Genomic DNA, 24,966 nt, shown 5'->3' with positions numbered 1-24,966 from the left:
GGCAGCGCATGAGCCAGGCAGACATTCACGAGCCTGTTCGTATGTGCGTTGTCTGCCGCGAAAGATTCCCCAAGGGGGAACTGGCGCGGTATGTTCGTCCGGAAGATGCAATCAAATCGGATGAAAGTCCGATTTACGACCCGGAGAAAGACAAACCGGGACGCGGATATTATGTATGCGGCCAGGCCCGATGCCGGGAACGATTCCCGAAAATGGTCATGGGCCTGATGAAGAAACGGAGAGGTGATTAGATGACGGCAAAGGTTCGGGTAGAAGACTTGGCTGCTGAGCTGAATCTCAGCAACAAGGAGATCATTCAGCAGCTTCGCGAGATCGGCGTTCAGGCGAAAAGCCAGAAGACCGTTGTGGAAGACGAAGATGTGGACCGCCTCAAGGCGGAATTGAAAAATGGCGGCCCAAGCACAAAAGAAGTCCGTCGTGTTGGCGACTCAGGCGTCATCATCCGACGCAGGGGCAAAAAGACACGGACGTCCTCGAAAGAGGAAGAGAGTGCTTTGGTTGAAGAAACGGTCGAGGAAACGGTAGAGGTTGCCCAAGAGCCTGAGGTCGCGGTTGAAACCGCAGCCCCCGAAGAAAAGACCGAAGAAATCAAGCCCGCCAAGAAAAAAGCCCCCAAGCAGGCCAAACCCCAGGTCAAGGTTATCAGACCTGCCGTGGTGGAAGAACCTGTGGTGGAGCCTGTTGTCGAAGAAACCGTGGCCGTAGAAGCTTCGGTCAAGGACGCAGTGGTTGAAGAGGCCGCCCCCGAACCCGTGCCTGCAGAACCCGTAGTCGCTCCTGAAGCTGAAGACAAAGCCGAATCTGCGTCCGCCACTCCGACCGTCAAGGCCGAAAAAGAAGCAGCTTCGGAAGGGCCTGTCACTGAAGAGACAGCCACAGCCGAACCCAAGAAGAAGAAAAAGAAAAAGAAAGAGCCCGAAGCTCCCAAAGTCAAGATCATTTCCATGCCCACTGAGGCAGAGGTTCAGGCCCGCGAGGCTGCCAAACTGGCAACCCCCGAGCGTCGTCCGAGCCCCAGGCCCGCAGGCCGTCCCGGTCCTGGCCGCCCAGGTCCCGGCCGTCCCGCACCCGGACGTCCGGCCCCAGGTCACGTCCGCCCCGGCCCAGGCCAAACCGCTGATCCCGTTCCCGACCCCAACGCTTCCGATGGCCGCAGCAAGAAGAAAAAGGGCAAGAAGGATCGCCGCGTGGTTGAATTTGCCACGGGTGGAAACAAGGATCATACCAACAAGATTTACAACGACAACTTCTCTCAGGGCAAAGGCCGGAAGAAGAAGGGTCGCAAGGGACAGATGATGCAGGCCGATCAGGCCCAGGCACAGCCCATGAAGGCGGCAAAGCGCAAGATCAAGTTCGACGAAACCATTCGTTTGGCTGACATGGCTCATCAGATGGGTATCAAGGCTCAGGACCTGATCAAGGCATTGTTCGGCATGGGCGTATTGGCGACCATCAACCAATCCCTCGACCTCGACACCGCCAGCCTGCTCGCAAGCGAGTTCGGCTATGAGGTGGAGAACGTCTCCTTCGATGAGCAGGAATTCCTGACTCCCATTGAATCGGACAAGGCAGAAGACCTCAAGCCGCGCCCCCCGGTCGTGACCATCATGGGCCACGTCGACCACGGCAAGACCTCCCTGCTCGACGCCATCCGGCTCTCCAACGTCACTGACGGCGAAGCCGGCGGCATCACCCAGCACATCGGTGCCTACCACGTCCAAACGGACCGTGGCGAAGTCGTGTTCCTGGATACTCCGGGCCACGAAGCCTTTACCACCATGCGTATGCGTGGTGCACAGGTGACGGACATCGTCATTCTGGTCGTGGCAGCCGATGACGGCGTCATGGACCAGACCCGTGAGGCCATCAGCCACTCAAAGGCGGCCGGCGTTCCCATCGTTGTTGCCGTCAACAAGATGGACAAGGAAGGTGCCAACCCCGACAACGTCAAACGCGAACTGGCCGAACTGGGGCTTTCCGCCGAAGACTGGGGTGGCGAAACCATCTTTGCCTACGTTTCCGCAAAGCAGAAGACCGGCCTGGATGAGCTGCTCGAAATGGTCCTGCTCCAGGCCGAAGTCCTGGAACTCAAGGCCAACCCGGACAAGCACGCCCGAGGCCATATTGTCGAAGCACGCCTGGACAAGGGCCGTGGCCCGGTGGGCACCATGCTCATTTCCGAAGGTACCCTCAACCAGGGAGACAGCTTCGTATCCGGTGTGCACTTCGGCAAGGTTCGCGCCATGTTCAACGACCAGGGCAAGAAGATCAAATCTGCCGGACCGGCCATGCCGGTGGAAATCCAGGGCTTTGACGGCCTGCCCGAGGCTGGTGACGAACTGTTCGTGGTGGATGACGAAAAAGTCGCCCGCCGCATCGCCCAGTCGCGTGCCATGAAAAAACGTGAGAAGATTCTCTCCTCCAAGACCAAGGTCACCCTGGAGTCCTTCCTGGCTTCCAAGCCGAACGACGAGGCCCAGAGCTTGAACCTGGTGCTCAAGGCGGACGTGCAGGGTTCTCTCGAGGCCGTGACCGAGGCGCTGAACAAACTCTCCACCGACGAGGTTCGGATCAACGTTGTCCACGGCGGTGCCGGTGCCATCACCGAATCCGACATCCTGCTGGCCGGTGCATCCGAAGCCATCATTCTCGGCTTCAACGTGCGCCCGAACCTGAAGGTCAAGCAGATTGCCGAACAGGAAGGCGTGGAAGTCCGCTTCTACGACATCATCTACAAGCTGGTGCAGGAAGTGAAGGACGCCATGAGCGGCATGCTCACGCCGGACATCGAGGAAGTCTACCTCGGTCAGACGGATGTCCGCGCCACGTTCAGCGTACCCAAAATCGGCCTGGTTGCCGGCTGCTTCGTGGTGGACGGCAAGATCACCCGCGGAGCCAAGGCTCGCCTGCTCCGCGACGGCGTGGTCATCTATACAGGCCACATCGCATCCCTGCGCCGCGAAAAGGACGACGTCCGTGAAGTTGCCAAGGGCTACGAATGCGGCATCGGCCTGGAGAAGTTCAACGACGTCAAGGTGGGTGACTCCATCGAGGCCTTTGAGACCAAGGAAGTCGCCCGCACCATCGACTAAAAGACTGGACAAGATACCGCGGGCGGCTCATTCAATAATGAGTCGCCCGCATTTGCTTTTTTACACCGGACTACCATGATAATAGGCATCCTCCATCTTGAATTCCGGCTGCACGGAAACCGCTCCCTCAAGGGAAAACGCAAGGTGGCCCTGAGTCTGAAACAGAAACTGCGCAACAAGTTCAATGTATCCGTTGCCGAAGTGGACGCCCTGGACGTCCATGACAAACTGGTTTTGGGCGTGGTGACCACGGCCAACGCCACCGAACGGGTCGAAAGCCGTCTGGCCAAAGCACTGGCCATGGTCGAGGCCATCTCTCCGGCAGAGTTGACCCGATGCAATACTGAAATTTTTTCCGATTCCGATTAAAGGACATACTCATGAAAGCATCCAGTTCAAGACGCGCTGTCCGCATGGGCGACCAGATCATGCGCGAAGTCGCTACCCTGCTGGTGGAAGAAGCGGCTGACCCGCGCCTGCAACTCGTCACTCTTTCCGGGGTGCGCATGAATGCAAACCTCCGCATCGCCGAGATATTCTACACGGTTTCCGGTGACGCGGAACACCGCAAAGAGGTCCAATCCGGCCTGGAAAAAGCCACGGGCTTCCTGCGCTCCAGACTGGGCCGCATTCTCAAGCTGCAGTTCACCCCGGAGCTCCGGTTCCAATTCGACGAATTTCTTGAGGACGTGGTTTATGGAAAATCCAATACAACGGATTAGCGAGATTTTGAGGGATCAGGACGATTTCCTGGTTGCCTCACACTTCAATCCCGACGGCGACGCCATAGGCTCCACCTGCGCCATGGGGCACATCCTTGCCAGCCTGGACAAGCAGTTCACCCTGTACAATCCCAGCGGAATCCCGGATCGGTACAACTATGTAAACACGGTCGCCCCCATTGCCACAGTTCTGCCCAATCCCCTCCCGGCCTGGACCATAGTCATGGATTGCGGGGCCGACGACCGCATGGGAGAAGCCCTGTTGGGCCGTGCGGACGAAACCAGCATCATCAACATCGACCATCACCTGGGAAACAAGAATTACGGTGCCGTGAACTGGGTGGACCCGACACAACCCGCTGTGGGCAGTATGCTCGCAACCCTGGCTACCGAACTCGGCATAGCCCTGAACGGCGACCTGGCCGAATGCATCTACCTTGCCGTATCCACGGACACCGGATTCTTCACCTATGGGAACACTACCCCGGAATCCCTGGAAATGGCGGCGACCATGCTTCGCAACGGCCTGGACATTGCGCGCATGAACATGCTCATCACCAAGCAATGGTCCGAAAACCGCATGGACCTCTGGACCGAAGCCCTGAGCGGCAAGGAACTCTTTCTGGACCGACAGGTGGCCGTCACCGTGGTGACCAAAGAGATGTTCGCCCGCACCGGCACGACCAGCGAAGACACGGAGAACATCATCAATTTCCTGCGCCGCCTCAAATCCGTGCGCGTGGCCGTGATCTTCCGTGAAGAGGGACCGGATCTCTACAAGTTCAGTCTGCGGTCCTATGGCAACGACAACGTTCAGGAAATAGCCAGCCGATTCGGCGGCGGCGGACACAGGAACGCTTCGGGCGGCACCATTGCCGCTCCCATTGACGAAGCCAAATCCATGCTTATTTCTACCATAGCCGATGTCTTGGAGCTCAGATAGATGGGCCGTAAACGCAACAAGAGAAGCCCGCAGCAGCTCGACGGCCTGCTGATCCTGAACAAACCGAGCGGTCCCACCTCAGCCGCCTGCCTGAATGACATCAAACATCGCCTCAAGCAGTACAAGATCGGCCACGGCGGGACGCTGGACCCCATGGCCCAAGGCGTGTTATTGGTCTTGCTCGGACACGGCACCAAACTTGCGCCGTACCTGACTGGCGGCACCAAGACCTATTCCGGTACATTTCGACTCGGAATATCAACGGATACCCTTGATATTCAAGGTGAAATAGTCCAAGAAAGCCCGGTCGACGCCACTGTCGAAGATGTCGAACGTGAAATTATGTATTGGAAAGAGTTGACAGAGCAGGAAGTTCCTGCCTATTCGGCTGCCAAACATGAGGGCAAACCGTTGTATGCCCTGGCCCGCGAGGGCAAGGAAACACCGGTCAAGATAAAGCCCATTGTTATTTCTCATGTGGAAATGCTGGACGTGCAAATGCCTGAAGCGGCATTCAGGGTCAGTTGCTCCGCCGGTACCTACATACGTTCCCTGGTCCACAGCTTGGGGACACGAATCGGGTGCGGCGCGACACTGACCAGCCTGATCCGGGAGTCGAGCGAGCCTTTCGGGCTTGATCAGGCCCTTGATCTCGAAGACGTTCTGGAGAATCCGGAAACCTTTCCGGAACGGGTGATCCCCTTGAAGGACACCCTGCCCCACTGGCCAAAGTATCAGTTGACCGAACCGCTGGCAAAACTCGTGATGAACGGGGCTTGGCTACCGGTCGCTGAGCAACCCGGCGAGCTTTTGGCGGGCAGTCTCGGCGATTATGCCCTGCTGCTTGATACCCAAGGTGAACCGCTGGCTCTGGTGGAGGCAAAACTTCAGGACGACATGCCCAAATGGGCCATTCTCCGAGGTCTTTGGAATCAGGACTGAACCGCTTAAGGTTGCACAAAGGCAAAACATAAAAGCAACATCCAACTTAGGAGGATATCGCTGTGGTTATGACTGCTGAAGATAAGAAAAGAATTGTTGAAGAGTACAAAACCTGTGAAGGTGATACCGGATCTCCCGAAGTGCAGGTCGCACTGCTGACCGCACGCATTTTGTACCTGTCCGATCACTTCAAGGCCCATTCCAAGGACCACCACTCCCGCACCGGCCTGCTGAAAATGGTCGGCCAGCGCAGGAAGCTCCTCAAATACCTGCAAAACAAAGATGTTCAGCGCTATCGTGACCTCATTGGTCGCCTTGGTCTGCGCAAGTAGTTCTTTGAAAAACTGAGTTTACGGGGGAGGCTTGACCTCCCCCGTCCATTTGTCACTTTCTGCGGCGGAGCCGTCTTTTCGGCAAGCGCGCAAGTCCTCACGCGAAGTTTAGTTGGCTGCGGAAGGCGCTTTTGGGACCAACATGGTTCCAATTGCCCCAAAAGCCCCTCCCCAAGCCGGCTAACCCTATCAGAGGGATTTTCGCAGGAAGTGATCCACCTATTACCTTAAATCATAAGGTAGGAGAATCTCTATGACGATGATTCCTTTTGATGCCACCAGCCTGACCACTACGGTCGGCGGTATAGACATCACCATCGAAACCGGCAAATACGCCCGCCAGGCATCTGGTGCGGTGACTATTTCGTCCGGTAACACCACCGTTCTGGTCACGGCCGTGACCCAGCCTCTGGAAATTGACCGGGGCTTTTTCCCGCTGACCTGCAACTATCAGGAAATGGCGTATGCCGCCGGTCGCGTACCGGGCAACTACTTCCGCCGCGAAGGCCGTCCGTCCGAGCGTGAGACCCTGGTCTCCCGTCTCATCGACCGCCCTATCCGTCCCCTGTTCGCCAAAGGCTTTTCCGACGAAGTGCAGATCATTGCCACGGTCCTGTCCGCTGACAAGCGCGTCAACCCGGACGTCCTGGCTCTGACCGGCGCGTCCGCAGCCTGCCACATCTCCAAAATGCCTTTCCTCGGCCCCATCGTTGGCGCCCGAGTGGGTTACGTTGACGGCGAGTTCGTCCTCTACCCCACCTACAAGGGCATTGAAGAGCGTTCCTCCCTGAACCTGATCTTTGCGGCCACCCGCGATGCCATGGTCATGGTTGAAGGCGGCGGTAATTTCGTGTCCGAAGACATGGTTGCCGATGCTCTGGCCTGGGGCCACGAACAAGTCGCCCCGCTCTTCGATCTTCAGGACGCCCTGCGTGAAAAGGTCGGCGTTGCCAAGCTTGAAGTAACCGCCCCCGAGCGCGACGAAGAAGTGGCTGCATTTCTGGGCGACTTCATCTCCGCAGACCTGGAAAAGGCCCTGACCACTCCCGAAAAGATGGTCCGCTACGCCGCCAAGGACGCTGCAAAGCAAAAAGCCAAGGAAGCTGTAGCCGCAAAGTTCCCCGAGGACGAGACCAAGCTCAAGGCTGTCGGCGACATCATCGGCGACATGACCAAGAAGATCGTGCGTGAACGCATCGTCAAGGAAGGACTGCGCATCGACGGTCGCGACACCACCACCGTCCGCCCCCTTTCCATCGAAGTCGGCATGTTGCAGCAGACCCACGGATCGGTCCTGTTCCGCCGCGGCGAGACCTCTGCCCTGGCCGTTGCCACCCTGGGTTCCACCCGTGACGAACAACGTTACGACTCCCTGCTCGGCGATGCCACCAAGCGTTTCATGCTGCACTACAACTTCCCGCCCTACTGCGTCGGTGAAGCCCGCATGCTGCGCGGCACCTCCCGCCGCGAAGTGGGCCACGGCGCACTTGCCGAACGTGCCCTGACCCCGGTTCTGCCCAGCCCGGACGATTTCCCGTTCACCATCCGCGTGGTCTCCGAGATCATGGAATCCAACGGTTCCTCCTCCATGGCCAGCGTTTGCGGTGCCACCATGTCCCTCATGGACGCAGGTGTACCCATTTCCGCTCCGGTTGCCGGTATCGCCATGGGTTTGTGCAAGGAAGGCGACCAGTACTTCGTCCTGACCGACATCCTCGGCGACGAGGACGCGCTGGGTGACATGGACTTCAAGGTCGCAGGCACCAAAGACGGCATCACCGCCATCCAGATGGACATCAAGATCGCCGGAATTCCGCCTGAAGTGCTGAAAAAGGCCCTGTACCAAGCCAAGGAAGCCCGCACCCACATCCTCGACCACATGGCCGAAGTGCTGGAAAATCCGCGTCCCGAGCTGTCCACCCTGGCTCCGCAGATGGCCGTCGTGCATATCGACCCCGAAAAAATCCGTTCGGTCATCGGACCCGGCGGCAAGAATATCAAGGCCATTACCGCCGAAACCGAAGCCGACATCGACATCGAGGATTCCGGCAAGATCTCCATTTTCGCCCCGACCCTGGCGTCCATGGAAAAGGCCAAGGAAATGGTCCTCTACTACGACCAGAAGCCCGAACCGGGCAAGAACTACCTCGGCACGGTCCGCAAGGTTCTGGAAGTCGGCGCACTCGTCGAAATCCTGCCCGGTCTGGAAGGTATGCTGCACATTTCCCAGCTCGACTTCGAGCGCGTGGAACGCGTGGAAGACGTGGTTCAGCTCGGCCAGGAAGTCTGGGTCAAGTGCATCTCGCTTGAGCCGGGCGGACGCATCCGTCTGTCCCGCAAGGCATGGCTCATGGAAGAAGCAGGCCAGGAAGTGAACCTGGAAGAATTCAAGCGCCCCGCACCGCGCGACGGCGACCGTGGCCCGCGCCGTGACAGCCGTGGTCCGCGCCGTGACAGCCGTGGCGGTGGCCGCGACCGTCGCTAATCCGCGATCGACACAATGAATACCCGCCCTGCCTGGTTCACGCCAGGCAGGGCTTTTTTTTGCCTCCGGCGGCCAGAGGGGGAACCTTTCGGGAAAGGTTCCCCCTCTGACTCCCCTTCCAAAACTTTTGTGTCGCTTTGCGAAGGTTGAGAGAGGTCAAGGGTGATGGACAGGGGACAAGGGGGGATGATATTTGTTATAGAGAAAGCAAGGAAAGGCAGCATGGGAACAATAATCATCTATGGAAAAACCACCTGCCCGCACACCAAGCGGGCGCTGGCCGCATATCCCGAAGCACGCTTTGTGGATGTGCTAGCCTCGTCAGCCAACCTTGATGAAATGCTGCAATACTCCGGCGGGAAAAAAAAGATACCGGTCATCGTCCTGAACGGACAGGCGACCATCGGCTACAATCGCGGCTCCTGACACGTCTGATGCACCGGCAGGCTGCCGGAAAAGACCAAGACCTTACCTGTTGCCCCCGGCCTGGGCAATATCCGACTCCAGCCCCTCAAGCTCGGATGGCTGAAAGACCTTGCGTTCTTTTCCCCGATCGAACCAGAACCGCATCTGCTCCAGGTCATTCTTCCTGAAACAGGCCCTTATCAGGCAGATGTATCCGTCCCGGATATCCGGGTTCATTGCCAACCCCTTCTTCACGAAATCAACGGCCTTGTCCAAACTTCCCGCATCATTCTCTTCAAGAAACCGCCCGTACTCGACATAGAACTCGCCCTGATCCGGCCGAAGGGAAAGCGCCTTCTCAAACATCGCTGAACCGTTGGGGATGTCATGATCCCGAAGCACATACACGAGGGCAAATCCCCAGTAAGTTTCGTATAGATCCCTGTCGAGCAGCCAGGACTGGTTGAACCGCTTGACGGCGGTGGAAAGGTCTCCGCCCGAAAATGCCTGCCAGCCCCGCATGGAGAAATGACGCGCCCCTGTCTCCTTGCTGTAGCCTTGTTCGAGAACTTTCCCGATGAAAGCCTCATCGGCCTTGAGCATGGCGTCGCTCTTTTCGACCCCACCATACATGGGCAACTCATTGATCGGATACTGCGCCGCCAGTACAGATACCGAAAACAGACACGCTGCAAGAGCAACGAAAAAACACCTGATCATCACAGCCCCCTCAGCTGACCAGCACGCCCGCATACCCGACCACCTGATCATAATCGCCCGACACCTCGCCCGAAGTGGCGTAGGCAACCAGTTCGCCCCTGGTTGCTCCCAGTTCCAACGCGGCAAACAACCCTACCGTCATGGGCAGCACGCCGCACATGGAGATGTTCCTGGCCCGGACAGTGGAGTACAGAGTTGCCGGGTCCAGGCTCACGGCTGCTTCCAGGGCCATGGAATCCATCTTCTTGGCATCGTCGTGGGATATGTAGTGGCTCATGTCCGAGCTGACCACGATGGACACGGGCCGGGAAAAGGCCTTGAGCGCCTGCCCGACGGCCTGGCCAACCTGTTTCAGGGAGTCCAGAGAGGGTGAGGATATGGACACAGGCACGATGGCTGTGGCCGGATTGAGGCGATGGAGGAACGGCAGGATCACCTCAAGGGAGTGTTCGCCCAGGTGCGCGGCAGTGTCGGCGACAACATTGGAATCGGAGGCCAGCAAGGCATCTGCCAACTCCGTATCGATGGGCAGGGAACCGCCCGGAATATTCCACGCCCCTTCGTTCCACAGGGCAAAGCGTTCGCCGCGTCCGGTATGGTTTGGACCGAGCAGAAGAACAGTCTGCGCGAGATTGGCCATGCCCAACGTCTTCCCGCAGACCGCCCCGGAAAAGACGTATCCGGCATGAGGCACCATGGCCAGGAGGGTCCGCTCCGTCCGTTTCCCGCCACCCAGGCCGAGAAACCCATCGACCACGGCATTCAACTGGTCAGGGTGCGCATCATAAAACCGACCGGCGACAACAGGCTGTCTGTCCATAATTCTTCACCTCGTCAAACTTTCAATTCATAGCATTCGGGGAATGAATACCACAGATTCGCTCGCAGCCAAACCCGTGATGCGCAGCATATCTTGAGGGAAAAAGGGGATGACTCCGGCAAGGCCGCTCCGAAGCCTAACCGGGATTGGGTGCGTATTCCAGGGCCTTCTGCTCGAGCTCATAGGTCTCAAGCGCGGATTTGGCGAGTTGCGCCTGCAGGGAATCGGGCTTTTTCTCGATGATGTCGCTCAAAAGCTGCTTCCATTCGCCCATGGCCCCGGCCTTGCGATAGATGCGGGCCAGCTTGAAGCGGGTGGAAGCCCACTCCGGGTTCTCCACTTCAATATACTTGTCATACTCCTTGGCCCACTTGAGGGCTTCCTCGTACCGACCGGAACGTTCGGTGGCATAGATGGACATCAACACGGTGTCCTTGATCTTTTCCGGGTCGCCGTTTGTCTGGAGCAGGAGCGCCAGTGCTTCCTGGGCGTAAACAAACACCCGGCGCAGATCCTGGCGCTGCATGGCGTCCTTGGCCATGTAATACATGGCATAAGCGCGAAAAGCCGGGTCCACGGCCACATCCTTGGCCAGTTCCGCCCACATGGGCATAGCCTGACTGGCATTGCCGAGGTTCTGCAAGGACATGGCCCGAGCATAGTCGAGCTGCCTCTTCTGCTCCGGCTTGAGCGTCCAGTTCTTGCTGGCCATGGCCACCAGATCAGCGATTTCCTTCCAGGCCAATTGATCCAGATATATGTTTACAGCCAGTCCAAGGGCCTCGTCGGAAACACCCGGTTTCTGCTCTTTCTGCAAGTACGGCTCTATCAAGGCCAGGGCCTTTTCGGGCTGACCTATCTTCCAATAACTGGTGGCGATGGCGATCTTGGTCTTGTCGTCGACCTTTGACCCTTCCTTGCCGATAAAATCATACGTCTCCCAGTAGCGGACCACACGGGCATACCGTTCTTCGCCCATCATGCCAGGCACGGCCTGCACAAAGACCGAATCCCCCAAGCTCTTGGCCTTGTCCACAAGAGGGCTGTCAGGATACTTCTCTATGAGATCCTGAGCGGCTGTCAACGCCTCCGGATACTTCTTGTGGAAGGCGTACCACATGGCCAGCTTGAGCTGGGCAATGGGCGCAAGTTCACTGTCCGGGTACTTGGACACGATCTCCGTATACACATTCTGTGGATTGAGATTATAGGGACGATCAAAAACATCGACCATCTCATGCATGGCCGGATCGTCATAAATACCTTCTTCGGCCAAACGCATCTTGGCGATCAGGCCGCCTTCCCGGTCGGGATAGTTGGTAACGGCCTTTTCGTATATCTGTTTGGCCGGTTCCGTTTGCCCCTGGCGAATGTAGATATCCCCGATACGGGCCAGAACAACGTCGGCCCCCTCGGCTTCGGGGTTGAGGTTGTAATAGGTGAAGTAATGATCCTTGGCTAGAGCCCACTTCTTGAGCTGCATTTCAACACCGCCGGCCAGTCTCAGGAATTCCATGTTTTCCATATAGAAATCAGGCCACCGCTTGTCTATGTAATCGACGATCTGAAACGCCTGCTCAAGAAAGCCGGTTCGGTTCAGGGAATCGGCCAGATAAAAGGCCGCCTGCTTGACGAGCTGATGCTCGGGATAGGTCTGAATGAGATATTGGAACTGATCGGCGGCCTTCTTGTAGTCGCCCTTGCGATAGAAATATTCGCCCCAATAGTAACTGATGGACGGGATGTTGTCGTCGTCCGGGTACTTCTCCTGAAGAATATTAAAGTATGCGCGAGCCTCCGGGAAGTTCCCCACCTGCAAATTGAGCAATCCGAGATTGAGGAGCGCCCGCGGCACCTTGTTGGACCGCAGATTGGCATTCATGGCCTCTATATACGCCTGGGCCACTTCGTCGAACTTGCCCGAAAGGTCGTCGGAGTTGAGCTGCTTCTTGATGTCGGCCACTGCGTAGAGGGTTTCCTCTCGCACTTCATCCGGAACCTTCGGCTGTTTCAAAATATCTTCAAAAATAGACAGCGCTTCCGCCAGGGCTCCGTTGAACATCAGGGACTGCGCCTCGTAAAGCTGATTCCTGATCTCCTCTTCCTGAGCCTTGGCCTTTTCCTCGGCCGTCAACTCCTTGGGCGCTTCACCCCCGGTACCGGGCTGGACCTTCTGCTCACCTTCGACAGACGGATCGGCTGCAGCAACATCAGCAGCGTCAACGGCTTCCGCAGGTTGTGCTTCGGGCGGTTGCACTTCCTGAACATTCTCAGTCACCCGAACCATTTCCTCGGGCACGGATTCCGGCGGCGGTGCGGCGTCCACCACGACAGGCGGAGGGGCTACGCTGCCCACAACCTGCCCCTGGCCGGAAACCTCCGGCGGGGAAGGCGGGACCGGTGCCGAAGCAGCACCGGGAGGCGGGGACACGGTGCCGCCGACCTGTCCCTGCCCGGAAATTTCTGCCGGGGCCGGCGGAGCCACGGCACCCACGGCCTGACTCGGCTCCGGCATCCCGGAATCGGTCGGGGAACCGGCCTCGGGGATGGATACGGGGGCAACCGGACGAGGCTGGACAACGGTAGCCCTCCCGCCTCCTGCTCCGGCCAACTCGGCAAATTTCACTTCCTCAGCCATCTTGTTCACGGCCTTGAAGCGCAATTCGCTGGCAGGCGGATAGTCACCGGTCTCCACCTCGGCAGGCTCTGCGGAAACACCCTGCCCAGGGGATCCGGCAGGAGCGGCGACTTCATCACGCACCGAATACGGCACCGCAAAAAACGGCTTGCGATCACTGGCGGGTACCTCAGGCGGCAGATCCTCTCCAGCCCTGGCCGGAGCCGGCTCCGCAGGATTGGCTGCGGGCGGCTGGATAGCTGCCAGATTTTGCGCCACCTCAGCTGCCCGAGAAACCTCGGCCTTTGGGGCCGGGACAACTTCAGGGGCTGTCTCAGGGGCCGGTTGCGCGGCAGGCTGAGGAGCTGGAGTCGGGGCAGGCTTTACCGACGGTTTCCAACGCGCACCGATGGGGTCGCGGAACAACTGAAGGACAAACACCGGTTTGCCCGGTGAAGGCACACGAATATAACCGAACGCATCGGTTTTGGTGACGATCTCAATGGAGTTTTCCCGGACCGTAATGGACTTGACCAGCTTGCCGGGAAAATCCTTGGTAGTGGGCTTGGCTTCCCTGTCCCAGATACCGACCGGAAGCAGAACCTTCAGTTCGGTCTTTCCGATACGCGCCACAGATGACTGCGGCAACTTGTCGGAATCAAAAGAAAATGTCATCTTATCTGAATCGCCCTGGGAAGCGAAATTGACGCGCAGGGCGTGTGCCGGACCGACAAGAATCAGTCCAGCCAGGAGGGCCGCCATCAGGGGCCAAGGTATTATTTTGACACTTTTCACAATCACGGCAAGCAGTTATGCAATAGTCGTGCAACCATGAGAACGGACAGCCGCCTCACCTCATTGCCAGTTATAACAAATCCCTCTTTTTCAGCTTTTCGATAAGGGTGGTCCGCTTGATGCCGACCAGCTCCGCGGCCTTGTTCTTGACGCCATCCGCCTCCTCCAACGCCTCGGCCAGGAGCCGTCCTTCTATGGCCTCCATGAAATCCTTGAGCTGAAGATCCTTGTCGCGCATATCCTTGAGGGAGGGCCAGGAAAAACCTGCCTGGTACACGACCTGGAGTGCCTCCACCTTCTTGAGGGGGCGCTCTCCGATATCGTTGAATATCTTTTCCGGCAGATCCTCGGGCTGGACTTCGCTGTTCTCGCACAGGATGGAAAGCCGCTCCATGAAGTTTTCCAACTCGCGCACGTTGCCGGGCCAGGAATAGGTCAGGAGCATATCCTTCGCCCTCGGAGACAGCGTGAGACCCTTGTGCGTCTTGCAGCCGCAATGATTCTTCAGGAAGTGCTCGGCCAACAACAGGATATCGCCCCCCCGGTTGCGCAGCGGAGGCAGTTCCAAAGGGATGACATTGAGACGGTAGAACAAATCCTCGCGGAACCGCCCCGCCGCGACCTCGGTTTCCAGCTCCCGGTTGGTGGCCGCCACCACGCGCACATCCACCTTCTTGATGCAGGTGCCGCCAACACGCTCGATCTCCTTCTCCTGAAGGGCCCGCAGAATCTTGACTTGGAGCGACAAATCCATCTCGCCTATCTCGTCCAGGAAGATGGTGCCGCCATCGGCCATTTCGAACCGGCCGGGCCTGGAACGAATGGCATGGGTGAAGGCGCCCTTTTCATGGCCGAAGAGTTCGGATTCGAGCAGCTCTCTGGGGATGGCCCCGCAATTGATAGGAACAAATGGCATGTTTCGGCGCGAACTGTTGCGATGCAACGCTCTGACAAGCAGCTCTTTACCGGTGCCGGACTCGCCGGTCACCAACACGGTGCTATCCGTGGGTGCGACTTTTCCCAGGACTTTGAATACTTCGGCAAGGGCGGGACTGTTCCCGATCATGCCGTCCAGGTTGAGCGCCATTTCTCCTCCAAAGTCACGGGGATATGCAAAATGCGAAAATAAGGATTCCGCGACTATATCTCTAACATACATCCTCTCTGTCAATTTACTGACAGCATGTCAACGACTATAATACATTTCTTTAAAAAAAATCTAGATAATACGCGGCCTGAAGGCCTGTCCGCACCAAGAAAAAAAGCCCGACATCACTGTCGGGCTTTTTGAGAACAAACTTGCCATCCGTCAACTGCGCCTCAGGATTTCCTTGGCCGGAATAAGCGCAGTGGCGGCGGCTCCCACGATGTTGCCCGCCACACCGGGACCGTCACCGGCCACGAACAGACCGTCAATGCTGGTCTCCAGGTGTTTTCTGGTGTCCACCTGGGTGGCAAAGAACTTGATTTCCGGGGCATAGAGCAGAGTCTCGTCGTTGGACACGCCCGGCACCACGTTGTTCAACTGCTCCAAGCCGTCCATGAGGTTGGTCAGGATGCGCTCTGGCAAGGCCATGGCAATATCGCCCGGTACCACGTTCTTCATGGTCGGCTCGATATAGCCGTTGCCGATACGGTCCCAGGTGGAACGGCGGCCGCGCCTGAGATCGCCGAACCGTTGCAGGATGGGCTTGCCGCCTCCAATCAGGGTGGCCAGCCGTCCGATGGATTCGCCGTAGGCCTGATTGTCTTCCACCGGATCGGTAAGCACCACCTTGGACAGAAAGGCGAAGTTGGTGTTGTCGGACTTGGTGTTCATGAGCGCATGGCCGTTGACGCAGACGAAATCCTGATAGTTTTCCAGGGCAACGAACCCGCCGTAGTTCGTGCAGAATGTGCGGGCCTGGTCGTCGTACTTGTTGGTGCGCACGAAAAAGGTCGGATCATAAATGACCGAGCAGAGATCCTGCATGATCTCATTATGCACCTCAACTCGAACACCCACCTCGATACCGCGCTGGGAAACCTGGATGCCGTGCTTCCGGACCACCTGACTGACCCACTCTGCCCCCACTCTGCCCGGCGCCAGAATGACGTTCTTTGCGGTGTATTCGTGCCGATTGGAGACCACGCCCGTGACCTTGCCGCCCTTGACCACCACGTCCACGACGGTCTCAGAGGTGTGAAAGAACACGCCCTTGTCGCGGATATAGTCGGCCATGCCTGCAATATGACCCGGCAGATTGTCGCTGCCCAGATGCTTCTGCTTGATGACCAGCAGATCTATGCCATGCTTGCGGGCGGCCTTGCGGATCTGCTTGGCCTCCTCCATATCGGTGGGAAAGACCTTCCCGTCCATGCCGAATTTATTGAAAATATCTTCAGTTTCATCAATGAGGGCAAGTGCTTCGGACATGCCCACAAACTGGGTCAGGTCGGTCTTGCCGAGCTTGTGGATGAAATTGAGTTTGCCGTCGGAGAACAGTCCTGCCCCACCCACACCGCACAGGATGTTGCAGGGACGGCACTTGATGCATTCCTGGTCACCGGACAATGGGCAGTTCCGTTTCAGGGAACGCTTGCCCTTGTCTATGAGCAGCACGTCCAGGTCTGAATACTCACCCAGATAATATGCGGCAAACAACCCGGCCGGGCCGCCACCCACTATAATGACATCATAATCGGTCTTCACGGTCTTGTTCATGGTATCCTCTCAATTAAGCGCAAGTATGGCCCGCTCAGGGCATCCCCGCAAAAATGGGAACGCGCGCAGACGGGCCATGGTAGACCGTAAGACATGAATGATTAAGGTGTCAAGCAGCAGGGTTAGGCTATCATGTTGAGCAGATGGCCGGTCATCTCCTCGGAGGCGCGAATGAACACGGTGTTGGCGGAAAAGGCATGTCCGGTCTTGATCATGTCCACCATTTCGTGCCCGATATCGGTGTTGGAGGTCTCCACTCCGTTGAGCATGGCACCGGGCGTGGTAGACTGATTGATGGCGGCCACGTCCACCCCCTGCCCTTCTGGACCGGACTCGAGCACAACCGAACTGGCCTTGAAGCCGTCGGTATTCACATTGGCGATATTGTTGGCCGAGACTTCCTGAACGGTGCTCAGGGCGGTCAGAGCCGAAAAATTGGTGTCGGACATGGATATTCACCCCCTTTCGGGGTTAGGGAAGCAACCTGGAGACAATATACGTCCTTTGGCCGAACAAGGCAAATCCAGCCTAGTACGTCACGGTTCCGGGCCAGGCCATGATGAACGCGCCGGGGCCGCCAAAGAACTTCCTGGTCAGTTCGTGCAACTCCTTGCTGATCTCGCGGTCCGCACCAATCATGAAGGAAATATTCGTCTGGTATTCAACAGCCCCGTTCACCAGTTCACCGCCGCGCGTCGAACCGATCTCGGTAAAGCCGCCTGCCAGTTTGAGGACTTCCTTCTCGAATTCCTCCACCACATCCTCGGCACTGTTGCCGTCAGGCAACGTATCGGAAACGACCACGAAATGGATATGGAAGGGAACCGGTTCCGCGGCACCGGCAACGGCAACGGACAGAATCAGCGCCAGAATCATGAAGGCAGGAATGAAACGTGTCATGACAGACTCCTTCAAGGCCCTTGACCTTGATCAATCGGGATGACTTTCGATGATGGCAAAAGCCGAATGGTTATGAATGGACTCGAAACTCTCCACTTCGACCTTGTACCAGTTGATCTTGGGATGCTCACTCAACCCCTTGGCGGCCTCGCGGACCACGTCCTCCACAAAGGTCGGGTTGGCGAACGAGGTCTCGGTGACGAACTTTTCGTCCTCGCGTTTAAGCAGGGAATAGACCTGGCTGGAACCGGATCGTTCGCCGATCTCTATCAGATCCTCCAGCCAGACAAAGCCGTCGAACCGAGTGCGGATGCGGACCTCGGCCCGCTGCGAATGCGCGCCCTCTTCGGAAATGGCCTTGGAGCACGGGCAGACCGTCATCACCGGCACATCCGCGCCCAGGGTGAAGGTCAGCCTGCCGTTCTTCAGGTACCCGTCCACCCGGCAGGTATAGTCCATGAGGCCGTTCGCCTTGGACACAGGCGACCTGCGGCGCAGGAAATAGGGAAACACGAACCGGACGTGCGCGCTTCTGGCCTGGAGCCGAACCACCACGTCGTCGAGCAGGGTCCGGAAGGAGGCATAGTCCAAATCACCGGACCAGTGTTCCAGCGCCTCCACGAAACGGCTCATGTGCGTGCCCTTGAACTCGGCGGGCAAATCCACCGACAGCGAAACCTGGGCCACGGTGTGCTGCACCCCTGACTCGCGGTCCCGGACAATGATCGGCAGCCGCAGCCCCTTCACGCCCACCCTGTCAATGGGCATGGCTATGGCCGCCTGATGCTTCTGTACGTCTTCCATGTATTTATTTGCCTCCGGCGACCGGAAAAAATGAAGCGGAACACCCTGCGAAAAGGGTTCTCACGTCCCTTTGTCCGGTCCCCCGTCCCATCCCTTTCCTGAGCTTTTCTGACCGCCACGCGGGCTTCAGGAAAAAACGGGAGAAGAATTGAAGGATTAGATCAGATCTTTTCCCGTGGTCGTCAAAGCCAGATTGCCGTGTTTGACACCCTTGGTGGAGATAAGCCTCTGGCCCAGTTCCTTGATGGTTTCGGCATCACCCTTGAGGATGATGACCTCAAGGCAGTTGTAGTGATCCAGGTGCACGTGCAGCGAGGACTGGATGACGTGGTGGGCATCGTGCTGGATTTCGGTCAGTCGCTGGGACAGACCGGATTTGTGATGGTCGTAAACCAGAGTCAGGGTTCCGGCCAGGTCGCCTTCAGCCTGCTCCCATTCGCGCTGAACCAGGGTATTGCGTATGAGATCGCGGATGGCCTCGCTCCGGGTCTGGTAGCTGCGCTCCTCGCAATGTTGGTCGAACTTTTCCAGCAATTCTGAATCCAGTGACACACCGAAACGGATAGTCTTGCCCATAGATACTCCTCCAGGTCAGGGAATGGTTATTTCCCACAGGTTTACCGTCGCATTCTGGCCGCACAGGGCCACTTTCTCCACTGTCAGCTTTTCCGGGGAAAAACCCCGGATACGCAGTTCATCCCAGACGGGACGGGATACCGTGCGCACGGGTTCGCCGATCCAAATCCTTCCGCCGGGCGCAAGGGCATGGCGAAACAACTCGATCAGAGGCTCGAAAAATCGTTTTTCATAGAGCACATCCCCACCCCAGATGAAGTCGAAAGAGTGTGCCCGCACTGCGGGTTGACGCCAGTCCATGAGCAGCCAGAGCGGCTGGGAGACCTTGTTCAGACCGGCGTTGTGCCGGGCGAACCTGACCGCTGGCCACTCGTAGTCAAAGGCGATCACCTGCGCCCCGACAGATGCGGCGATCATGCCGGTCAGTCCCAACCCGCACCCGAGATCAAGACAGGGCCGGTTGCGGACCCGGTCCGCATTGCGCAGAATGTGCCGCCCGAGAAGCACGCTGGCAGGCCAGACTTCGGCCCAATACGGCAACCGTTCGTCCTCGTCCAGATCCCCGTCGTCCATCTGGTCCCAGAGAGCTTCCATGTCCGCGGCCCGATCAAGGTGCCAGACACGCCCCTCCACCTCCACTTCCACACGGGAACCGGGGGCGGATGAAGGGCATATCACTTCGGAGTCGGTCTGTATCAAAAATTTATCCATACGCACCGCAAACCTACCGCCTGTTCGTGTTATCGTCAACACACTTCGTAGTACAATTTACACCAACAACATACTAATAGTATGAAACGTCCGAACAACACAATTTCTTCAACAAGCTTGAATTCCCTGCTATTTTCGGCAACACGCCGACAGCGCACGTCATCTTTTTGGCGAATCCGACCCTTCCCGTGGCAGGCTCAATAAATAATGGCAAAAGTGTCATTTTTTTTACTATTTTCAACGTATAAAACCCATGCTAAAGACAGCCGATCATAGACTTGAAAAAGCCGCTTTTCCAAAGCAAGGAGTAATAATATGATTCCCGATGATCTTCTCTACGCCAAATCCCATGAATGGGTTCTGATTGAAGGCGATATTGCCACAGTCGGCATCACTGATTTCGCCCAGGAACAGTTGGGCGACCTGACTTTCGTTGAACTGCCCGAAGTGGGCGACACCTTTGAAGCCGGTTCGGAAATGGGTTCCGTCGAATCGGTCAAGGCCGCAAGCGAAATCTACTCCCCGGTCTCCGGTGAGGTGATTGAGGTCAACGAATCCCTTGAGGACAACCCGGAAAAAGTCAACGAAGAACCGTACGGTGACGGCTGGCTTCTGAAATTCAAGATCAAGGGCACCCCCGAGGGACTCCTGGACGCCGACGAATACGCCACAGTCGTCGAATCCGAAGCCCACTAGTTCGAGTTTCAGGGCCGGGGCGAAAGCCTCGGCCTTTTTCTATACAACAAACTGAACAAGGCTGCTCCAACCGACTTGGGAACACGCAGCCGCCAAGGATTCATCATGCCTTACGTTCCACATACCGAGGACGAGGTCAGGGAAATGCTCGCCGTCATCGGCGTCGACTCCGTGGAAGACCTCTTTGCCGAGATCACGGAGGATATGCGCCCCCAAAGTTTCGATCTTCCCGAGGGGTTGAGCGAAATGGAGGTTCTCTCCAAACTCGAAGCCATGGCAGCCAAAAACACCATCAACAGCGTGAGCTTCCTGGGTGCGGGTTTTTACGACCACTACATCCCAGCCGCCGTCGATGCGCTGACCATGCGCGGCGAATTCTACACGGCCTATACCCCGTACCAGCCCGAGGCCTCCCAGGGCACACTCCAGGCGATCTTCGAATACCAGACCGGCGTCACCCGCCTGCTCGGCATGGAGTACGCCAACGCCTCCGTATATGACGGCGGAACCGCCCTGTACGAGGCGCTGATGATGGCCGTCCGCAAGACCAAACGGCGCAAGGTCATTGTTTCCGAAGCATTGAACCCCATTTACCGGGTCATGCTCGACTCCTATACGTCCAATCTGGACATCGAATTCGTGACCGTGCCTCACAAGGACGGCCTGACAGACATTCCAGGCCTGAAGGCGGCCCTGGACACCGACACCGCCGCCCTGCTGGTTCAGAATCCGAACTTCTTCGGGTCCATCAATGATTTCACCGAACTGTTCGCGGCCGCCAAGGCAGTCAAGGCCGTGTCCATCATATCCTCCTACCCGGTCTTGCAGACGCTCCTCAAGACGCCGGGCGCCATGGGCGCGGATATTGCCGTGGCCGAAGGCCAATCCCTGGGACTGCCACTCTCCTTCGGAGGCCCCTACCTGGGCATCATGACCTGCAACAAGGAAATGATCCGTCAGATGCCCGGCCGCATCGTGGGCCGCACCGAAGATTCCGAGGGCCGCACCGGTTACGTGCTCACCCTCCAGGCGCGGGAACAGCACATCCGTCGCCAGAAGGCCACTTCCAACATCTGCTCCAACCAGTCCCTGTGCGCCCTGCGCGCCTTGGTCCACATGTGCGCCCTTGGCGAACTGGGCCTCAAGCGGGCAGCCAGGATTTCGGTCGAGCGCGCCCATATCTGCGCCGAACGACTGACCGCCATCCCCGGGGTGAAGATGCTCACCAAGGGAGCCTTCGGCAACGAGTTCGCGGTCATCCTGCCGGTAAACGCCTATGAGGTGATTGCCAAGCTGACCGAGCGCGGATTTGTGCCCGGCTTCCCCTTGGGACGCTATTTCGATGGACTGGAAAACGGTCTGCTGGTGGCCTGCACGGAAAAGACCAGCGAAGAACAGATCGGCATCTTTGCCGAGATGCTGCGAGGTGCGCTCAAATGAAGACCATATACGAAACTTCCGTAGCCGGACGCGAGGGCTGCTGGCCCTGCGAAGGCATGGCTGAAGAAGCCTATATCCCCAAGGAACTGCTGCGCGACGGCGACATCGGCCTGCCTTCGGCCTCCGAGTTGGATGTGGTCCGCCACTTCACCAGACTCTCCCAGCGCAACTATGGCGTGGACGGCAATTTCTATCCCTTGGGTTCGTGCACGATGAAGTACAACCCCAAGTTCACCGAAGTGGTGGCTGCCATGCCCGGCTTCACCCGGCTTCATCCGGTATTACCCCAGCTCCAGGGCGCGGGCGGATTGTGCCAGGGCGCACTGGAAGTCATGTTCGAAACCGAGAATCTGCTCTCGGAAATCACCGGCATGGCCGCCTACACCCTGCATCCCATGGCAGGAGCGCACGGCGAACTGACCGGCGTCATGCTCATGGCCGCCTACCACAAGGATCGCGGCAACAAAAAGACCAAGATCATCGTGCCCGATTCGGCCCACGGCACCAACCCCGCCTCGGCTGCCATCGCGGGCTATGACGTGATCACCGTGGAATCCGTGGACGGCATCGTCAGCCCGGATGCCCTGGCCGAAGTCCTGGACGACGACGTGGCCGGCATGATGATGACCTGCCCCAACACCCTGGGATTGTTCGAGCGCAACCTGCCCACCATCGTCAAGATGCTGCGCAAGGTGGACGCCCTGCTCTACTACGACGGCGCAAACCTGAACGCCATCATGGGCAAGATGCGCGTGGGAGACGTGGGCTTCGACATCGTCCACTGGAACCTGCACAAAACCATGGCCACCCCTCACGGCGGCGGCGGACCCGGCTCCGGCCCGGTGGGCGTCAGCGAAAAGCTGGTCCCCTTCCTGCCCATCTCACGCGTGGCCAAACAGGAGGACGGGCGGTTCTTCCTTGATTACAACTACCCGAAATCCATCGGATACGTAGCCCCGTTTTACGGCAACTTCGGTGTCTACCTGAAAGCATACGCCTACATGCTGCGCCTGGGTGGCCTTGGCCTGACAAGGGCCTCGGAGAACGCCGTACTGGCGGCCAACTACATGCGCAAACGTTTGTCCACCCACTTCGAAATACCCTTCAACCGCATCTGCATGCATGAATTCGTGGCCTCGGCCTCGGCCCAAGCCAAAAAAGGCGTACGCGCCCTGGATTTCGCCAAGGGACTGCTGGACAAGGGACATCATGCGCCCACCATCTACTTCCCGCTCATCGTTCCCGAAGCGCTTATGATTGAACCCACCGAGACCGAGAACAAGGAAACTCTGGACCAGTTCATCGACGACCTGATCGAACTGGCCGAGCTGGTGGACACCAACCCCGCAGCCCTGACCTCGGCCCCGGTCACACTGCCCGTGACCCGGCTGGACGAGACCAAGGCAGCGCGTTCCATGGAGCTGACCGATGACCTTTGATCTCGTGGTCATCGGCGCAGGTCCCGGCGGATTTGACGCCGCTGCGGAAGCCGCCGGTTACGGCCTTTCGGTCGCACTGGTGGAAAAGGACTTCCTGGGCGGCACCTGCCTCAACCGGGGGTGCATCCCGACCAAGCTCTGGCTCGGCGCGACCTCGGCCATCGAGGAACTGCACAACCAGGCCAGGATGAAAGTCGCTTCCGGCGAGGTGGTCGTGGATTTCGCCGCCTTGCAGGGCCGGGTGCAAAAACACCTGGCAGGCACCCGCAAGGCCATGGCCATGCAGTTGAAAAAACTCGGCATCGAACTCGTTGAAGGGATCGGCAGGCTGTCCGGCGGGCACACCGTCACCGTGGCAACCGCCGAAGGCGAGCAGACCCTGGAATACAAAAAACTGGTCATTGCCACCGGTTCCAAGCCCATCTTCTTCCCCGGCCTGGAACCCGACAATGACTGTGTGCTCGATTCGGACATGTTCCTGTCCATGGAGACCATGCCCACCTCGCTCATCGTGGTGGGTGCGGGCTTCATCGGCCTGGAAATGGCCCAGGTGGCCCATCGTTTCGGTGCAAAAATCACCGTGGTGGACGCCATGGACCGCGTGGCCCCGCTGGAAGACCTTGAGGTTTCCAAGGCGCTCCAGTCCACCTTCAAGCGGTGGAAATGGGATGTCCTGCTCGAAAAACGCGTGGCAGGCGTGAGAACGGTCAACGGCCAGGCCGAACTGACCCTGGAATCAGGCGACAAGATCACGGCGGACAAGGCCTTGGTAGCCGTGGGCCGTGGGCCCGTCACCCAGGGCATCGGCCTTGAAGAGGCGGGCATCGAACTCATGTTCAACCAGATTCAGGTAAACGAGCACATGGAGGCAGCACCGGACATCTACGCCATCGGCGATGCCAACGGCCATATCCAACTGGCGCATGCGGCTTCGCATCAGGCCCATTACGTGGCCGCGCATGCCGCAGGCAAGACAGGGGCGCCCTACGAGTCCGGCCCGGTGCCGAGCGTGCTCTACGGCGCCCCCGAAGCCATGCGCGTGGGACTCATGGAGAACGAGGCATTCCTTGTCGACTTCGACACTGCGGAAACCTCCACCGCACAGTTGGCGGCCAACCCCATGGCCCAGGCCCATGCAGCCACCCAGGGATTCGTCAAGGTGATCTGGTCCGGCGGAAAGGTGGTGGGCGTCACCGGCGTGGGACACGATGTCTCCCGTCTGGTCACCCCGGCCACGCTGATAGTGCAGCAGGGTTGGACCATCGATGACGTGCACAAAACCATCTTCCCGCACCCGTCCCTGGACGAGGCGTTGCTCATGGCCCTCAAGGCAGAGAGAAAGCAGGTCTGATGATACTGGCTCCACTTGAAAACGCCGATCTCTACGCGAATCTGCATCCGCGCTTTGCTGCGGCCTTCGCCTTCCTGCGAAGGGAGGATCTGGCCGATCTGCCGGAAGGACGCGTGGAGGTGGACGGCGACAGGCTGTATGCGGTGGTAGCCAAAGGACCGGGCCGCAAGGTTGAAGACGCGCGAATCGAGACCCACGATCAGTACATCGACATCCAGTTCGTCCTCAAGGGCACGGACTCCATGGGCTGGAAACCGCGCCGGGACCTCGGCCCGAAAACAGACGCCTCGGACCCGCGCTCGGACGTGGCCTTCTACGCGGATGCGCCCACGGTTTGGACCGAGGTGACGCCCGGCATGTTTGCCGTCTACTTCCCCGAGGACGCGCACATGCCCATGATTTCGGACGGGGAGTTGCACAAGGTGATCATGAAGGTGGCCGTGTAACAACG

Annotated in this window: 24 protein-coding genes; 14 read left to right on the top strand and 10 right to left on the bottom strand. The window is 58.3% G+C overall.

Features of this window, described 5'->3' with window-relative positions; all coding sequences use genetic code 11:
* Positions 1–8 precede the first annotated feature (8 nt).
* The 9 genes from DWB63_RS01255 (at position 9) to DWB63_RS01215 (ending at position 8,963) form a co-directional block, all read left to right on the top strand.
* Positions 9–251, top strand: a complete 243-nt coding sequence (locus DWB63_RS01255; protein ID WP_128326985.1) for a DUF448 domain-containing protein — start codon at positions 9–11, stop codon at positions 249–251.
* Complete coding sequence (gene infB / locus DWB63_RS01250) at positions 252–3,113, top strand: translation initiation factor IF-2 (protein WP_128326984.1); 2,862 nt, start codon at positions 252–254, stop codon at positions 3,111–3,113. It abuts the gene before it with no gap.
* A gap of 75 nt (positions 3,114–3,188) precedes the next feature.
* Entirely contained in the window at positions 3,189–3,482 is a 294-nt protein-coding gene (locus DWB63_RS01245) for a DUF503 domain-containing protein (RefSeq protein ID WP_128326983.1), read from the top strand.
* An 11-nt stretch (positions 3,483–3,493) separates the two neighbouring features.
* Positions 3,494–3,835, top strand: coding sequence for a 30S ribosome-binding factor RbfA (gene rbfA, locus DWB63_RS01240; RefSeq protein ID WP_128326982.1), 342 nt, complete (start codon positions 3,494–3,496; stop codon positions 3,833–3,835).
* Positions 3,810–4,778: a bifunctional oligoribonuclease/PAP phosphatase NrnA gene (locus DWB63_RS01235; protein WP_128326981.1), complete on the top strand. Its 969-nt coding sequence runs from the start codon at positions 3,810–3,812 to the stop codon at positions 4,776–4,778. The genes rbfA and DWB63_RS01235 overlap by 26 nt, the downstream gene beginning before the upstream one ends.
* Positions 4,779–5,720: a tRNA pseudouridine(55) synthase TruB gene (gene truB, locus DWB63_RS01230; protein ID WP_128326980.1), complete on the top strand. Its 942-nt coding sequence runs from the start codon at positions 4,779–4,781 to the stop codon at positions 5,718–5,720.
* Between the two features lie 62 nt (positions 5,721–5,782).
* On the top strand, positions 5,783–6,052 hold the full coding sequence (rpsO, locus tag DWB63_RS01225; RefSeq protein WP_128326979.1) for a 30S ribosomal protein S15: 270 nt from the start codon (positions 5,783–5,785) through the stop codon (positions 6,050–6,052).
* Between the two features lie 253 nt (positions 6,053–6,305).
* A complete protein-coding gene (gene pnp, locus DWB63_RS01220; RefSeq protein ID WP_128326978.1) occupies positions 6,306–8,537 on the top strand; it encodes a polyribonucleotide nucleotidyltransferase in 2,232 nt (743 codons plus the stop codon).
* A gap of 222 nt (positions 8,538–8,759) precedes the next feature.
* On the top strand, positions 8,760–8,963 hold the full coding sequence (locus tag DWB63_RS01215) for a UXX-star (seleno)protein family 1 (RefSeq protein WP_128326977.1): 204 nt from the start codon (positions 8,760–8,762) through the stop codon (positions 8,961–8,963).
* 42 nt (positions 8,964–9,005) lie between these two features.
* Here the strand turns inward: DWB63_RS01215 and DWB63_RS01210 are convergent, their stop codons facing one another.
* The 10 genes from DWB63_RS01210 to DWB63_RS01165 form a co-directional block, all read right to left on the bottom strand.
* Entirely contained in the window at positions 9,006–9,662 is a 657-nt protein-coding gene (locus tag DWB63_RS01210) for a hypothetical protein (RefSeq protein ID WP_128326976.1), read from the bottom strand.
* A gap of 10 nt (positions 9,663–9,672) precedes the next feature.
* The gene (gene amrB / locus DWB63_RS01205) at positions 9,673–10,482 is read right to left on the bottom strand and encodes an AmmeMemoRadiSam system protein B (protein WP_128326975.1); all 810 of its coding nucleotides are present in this window, start codon (positions 10,480–10,482) and stop codon (positions 9,673–9,675) included.
* Between the two features lie 136 nt (positions 10,483–10,618).
* The gene (locus DWB63_RS01200) at positions 10,619–13,861 is read right to left on the bottom strand and encodes a tetratricopeptide repeat protein (protein ID WP_128326974.1); all 3,243 of its coding nucleotides are present in this window, start codon (positions 13,859–13,861) and stop codon (positions 10,619–10,621) included.
* Positions 13,862–13,964: 103 nt separating this feature from the next.
* Entirely contained in the window at positions 13,965–14,981 is a 1,017-nt protein-coding gene (locus DWB63_RS01195; protein ID WP_128326973.1) for a sigma-54 dependent transcriptional regulator, read from the bottom strand.
* 222 nt (positions 14,982–15,203) lie between these two features.
* The gene (locus DWB63_RS01190) at positions 15,204–16,598 is read right to left on the bottom strand and encodes an FAD-dependent oxidoreductase (protein WP_128326972.1); all 1,395 of its coding nucleotides are present in this window, start codon (positions 16,596–16,598) and stop codon (positions 15,204–15,206) included.
* Positions 16,599–16,720: 122 nt separating this feature from the next.
* Positions 16,721–17,047: a flagellar basal body protein gene (locus DWB63_RS01185; protein WP_128326971.1), complete on the bottom strand. Its 327-nt coding sequence runs from the start codon at positions 17,045–17,047 to the stop codon at positions 16,721–16,723.
* A gap of 79 nt (positions 17,048–17,126) precedes the next feature.
* Positions 17,127–17,498: a hypothetical protein gene (locus tag DWB63_RS01180; protein ID WP_128326970.1), complete on the bottom strand. Its 372-nt coding sequence runs from the start codon at positions 17,496–17,498 to the stop codon at positions 17,127–17,129.
* A gap of 30 nt (positions 17,499–17,528) precedes the next feature.
* A complete protein-coding gene (folE2, locus tag DWB63_RS01175; RefSeq protein WP_128326969.1) occupies positions 17,529–18,302 on the bottom strand; it encodes a GTP cyclohydrolase FolE2 in 774 nt (257 codons plus the stop codon).
* A gap of 156 nt (positions 18,303–18,458) precedes the next feature.
* Positions 18,459–18,878 carry a nickel-responsive transcriptional regulator NikR gene (nikR, locus tag DWB63_RS01170; protein ID WP_128326968.1) on the bottom strand — a complete coding sequence of 140 codons (420 nt, stop codon included), beginning with the start codon at positions 18,876–18,878 and terminating at the stop codon, positions 18,459–18,461.
* A 15-nt stretch (positions 18,879–18,893) separates the two neighbouring features.
* A complete protein-coding gene (locus DWB63_RS01165; protein WP_128326967.1) occupies positions 18,894–19,589 on the bottom strand; it encodes a methyltransferase domain-containing protein in 696 nt (231 codons plus the stop codon).
* A gap of 315 nt (positions 19,590–19,904) precedes the next feature.
* Here DWB63_RS01165 and gcvH point away from each other — a divergent pair, with 315 nt between their 5' ends.
* The 5 genes from gcvH to DWB63_RS01140 all read left to right on the top strand — a co-directional run bounded on the left by gcvH (position 19,905) and on the right by DWB63_RS01140 (position 24,961).
* Positions 19,905–20,285: a glycine cleavage system protein GcvH gene (gene gcvH / locus DWB63_RS01160; RefSeq protein ID WP_206613112.1), complete on the top strand. Its 381-nt coding sequence runs from the start codon at positions 19,905–19,907 to the stop codon at positions 20,283–20,285.
* 105 nt (positions 20,286–20,390) lie between these two features.
* Positions 20,391–21,725, top strand: coding sequence for an aminomethyl-transferring glycine dehydrogenase subunit GcvPA (gene gcvPA, locus DWB63_RS01155; RefSeq protein WP_128326966.1), 1,335 nt, complete (start codon positions 20,391–20,393; stop codon positions 21,723–21,725).
* Positions 21,722–23,164 carry an aminomethyl-transferring glycine dehydrogenase subunit GcvPB gene (gene gcvPB / locus DWB63_RS01150; protein ID WP_128326965.1) on the top strand — a complete coding sequence of 481 codons (1,443 nt, stop codon included), beginning with the start codon at positions 21,722–21,724 and terminating at the stop codon, positions 23,162–23,164. Before gcvPA ends, gcvPB begins: the two co-directional genes overlap by 4 nt.
* Positions 23,154–24,515 carry an FAD-dependent oxidoreductase gene (locus tag DWB63_RS01145; protein WP_128326964.1) on the top strand — a complete coding sequence of 454 codons (1,362 nt, stop codon included), beginning with the start codon at positions 23,154–23,156 and terminating at the stop codon, positions 24,513–24,515. Before gcvPB ends, DWB63_RS01145 begins: the two co-directional genes overlap by 11 nt.
* Positions 24,515–24,961, top strand: coding sequence for a YhcH/YjgK/YiaL family protein (locus tag DWB63_RS01140; protein ID WP_128326963.1), 447 nt, complete (start codon positions 24,515–24,517; stop codon positions 24,959–24,961). The genes DWB63_RS01145 and DWB63_RS01140 overlap by 1 nt, the downstream gene beginning before the upstream one ends.
* The last annotated feature ends 5 nt before the right edge of the window (positions 24,962–24,966 follow it).

Origin of the sequence: Pseudodesulfovibrio sp. S3 (assembly GCF_004025585.1) — a bacterium.
In the GTDB taxonomy this organism is placed as follows: domain Bacteria; phylum Desulfobacterota; class Desulfovibrionia; order Desulfovibrionales; family Desulfovibrionaceae; genus Pseudodesulfovibrio.
Note: the sequence above shows the minus strand (reverse complement) of the source record. Positions and strands in the feature narration are given on the sequence as shown.

What these genes read in the sequence shown, in the direction of transcription:
- gcvPB (WP_128326965.1), top strand. Translation starts at nt 21,722, where the DNA reads ATGAAGACCATATACGAAACTTCCGTAGCCGGACGCGAGGGCTGCTGG.
- nikR (WP_128326968.1), bottom strand. Translation starts at nt 18,878, where the DNA reads ATGGGCAAGACTATCCGTTTCGGTGTGTCACTGGATTCAGAATTGCTG.
- DWB63_RS01140 (WP_128326963.1), top strand. Translation starts at nt 24,515, where the DNA reads ATGATACTGGCTCCACTTGAAAACGCCGATCTCTACGCGAATCTGCAT.
- DWB63_RS01180 (WP_128326970.1), bottom strand. Translation starts at nt 17,498, where the DNA reads ATGACACGTTTCATTCCTGCCTTCATGATTCTGGCGCTGATTCTGTCC.
- DWB63_RS01145 (WP_128326964.1), top strand. Translation starts at nt 23,154, where the DNA reads ATGACCTTTGATCTCGTGGTCATCGGCGCAGGTCCCGGCGGATTTGAC.
- DWB63_RS01235 (WP_128326981.1), top strand. Translation starts at nt 3,810, where the DNA reads ATGGAAAATCCAATACAACGGATTAGCGAGATTTTGAGGGATCAGGAC.
- infB (WP_128326984.1), top strand. Translation starts at nt 252, where the DNA reads ATGACGGCAAAGGTTCGGGTAGAAGACTTGGCTGCTGAGCTGAATCTC.
- DWB63_RS01190 (WP_128326972.1), bottom strand. Translation starts at nt 16,598, where the DNA reads ATGAACAAGACCGTGAAGACCGATTATGATGTCATTATAGTGGGTGGC.
- pnp (WP_128326978.1), top strand. Translation starts at nt 6,306, where the DNA reads ATGACGATGATTCCTTTTGATGCCACCAGCCTGACCACTACGGTCGGC.
- DWB63_RS01195 (WP_128326973.1), bottom strand. Translation starts at nt 14,981, where the DNA reads ATGGCGCTCAACCTGGACGGCATGATCGGGAACAGTCCCGCCCTTGCC.
- DWB63_RS01245 (WP_128326983.1), top strand. Translation starts at nt 3,189, where the DNA reads ATGATAATAGGCATCCTCCATCTTGAATTCCGGCTGCACGGAAACCGC.
- gcvPA (WP_128326966.1), top strand. Translation starts at nt 20,391, where the DNA reads ATGCCTTACGTTCCACATACCGAGGACGAGGTCAGGGAAATGCTCGCC.
- DWB63_RS01165 (WP_128326967.1), bottom strand. Translation starts at nt 19,589, where the DNA reads ATGGATAAATTTTTGATACAGACCGACTCCGAAGTGATATGCCCTTCA.
- DWB63_RS01215 (WP_128326977.1), top strand. Translation starts at nt 8,760, where the DNA reads ATGGGAACAATAATCATCTATGGAAAAACCACCTGCCCGCACACCAAG.
- folE2 (WP_128326969.1), bottom strand. Translation starts at nt 18,302, where the DNA reads ATGGAAGACGTACAGAAGCATCAGGCGGCCATAGCCATGCCCATTGAC.
- DWB63_RS01200 (WP_128326974.1), bottom strand. Translation starts at nt 13,861, where the DNA reads ATGGCGGCCCTCCTGGCTGGACTGATTCTTGTCGGTCCGGCACACGCC.
- truB (WP_128326980.1), top strand. Translation starts at nt 4,779, where the DNA reads ATGGGCCGTAAACGCAACAAGAGAAGCCCGCAGCAGCTCGACGGCCTG.
- DWB63_RS01255 (WP_128326985.1), top strand. Translation starts at nt 9, where the DNA reads ATGAGCCAGGCAGACATTCACGAGCCTGTTCGTATGTGCGTTGTCTGC.
- DWB63_RS01185 (WP_128326971.1), bottom strand. Translation starts at nt 17,047, where the DNA reads ATGTCCGACACCAATTTTTCGGCTCTGACCGCCCTGAGCACCGTTCAG.
- gcvH (WP_206613112.1), top strand. Translation starts at nt 19,905, where the DNA reads ATGATTCCCGATGATCTTCTCTACGCCAAATCCCATGAATGGGTTCTG.
- DWB63_RS01210 (WP_128326976.1), bottom strand. Translation starts at nt 9,662, where the DNA reads ATGATCAGGTGTTTTTTCGTTGCTCTTGCAGCGTGTCTGTTTTCGGTA.
- amrB (WP_128326975.1), bottom strand. Translation starts at nt 10,482, where the DNA reads ATGGACAGACAGCCTGTTGTCGCCGGTCGGTTTTATGATGCGCACCCT.
- rbfA (WP_128326982.1), top strand. Translation starts at nt 3,494, where the DNA reads ATGAAAGCATCCAGTTCAAGACGCGCTGTCCGCATGGGCGACCAGATC.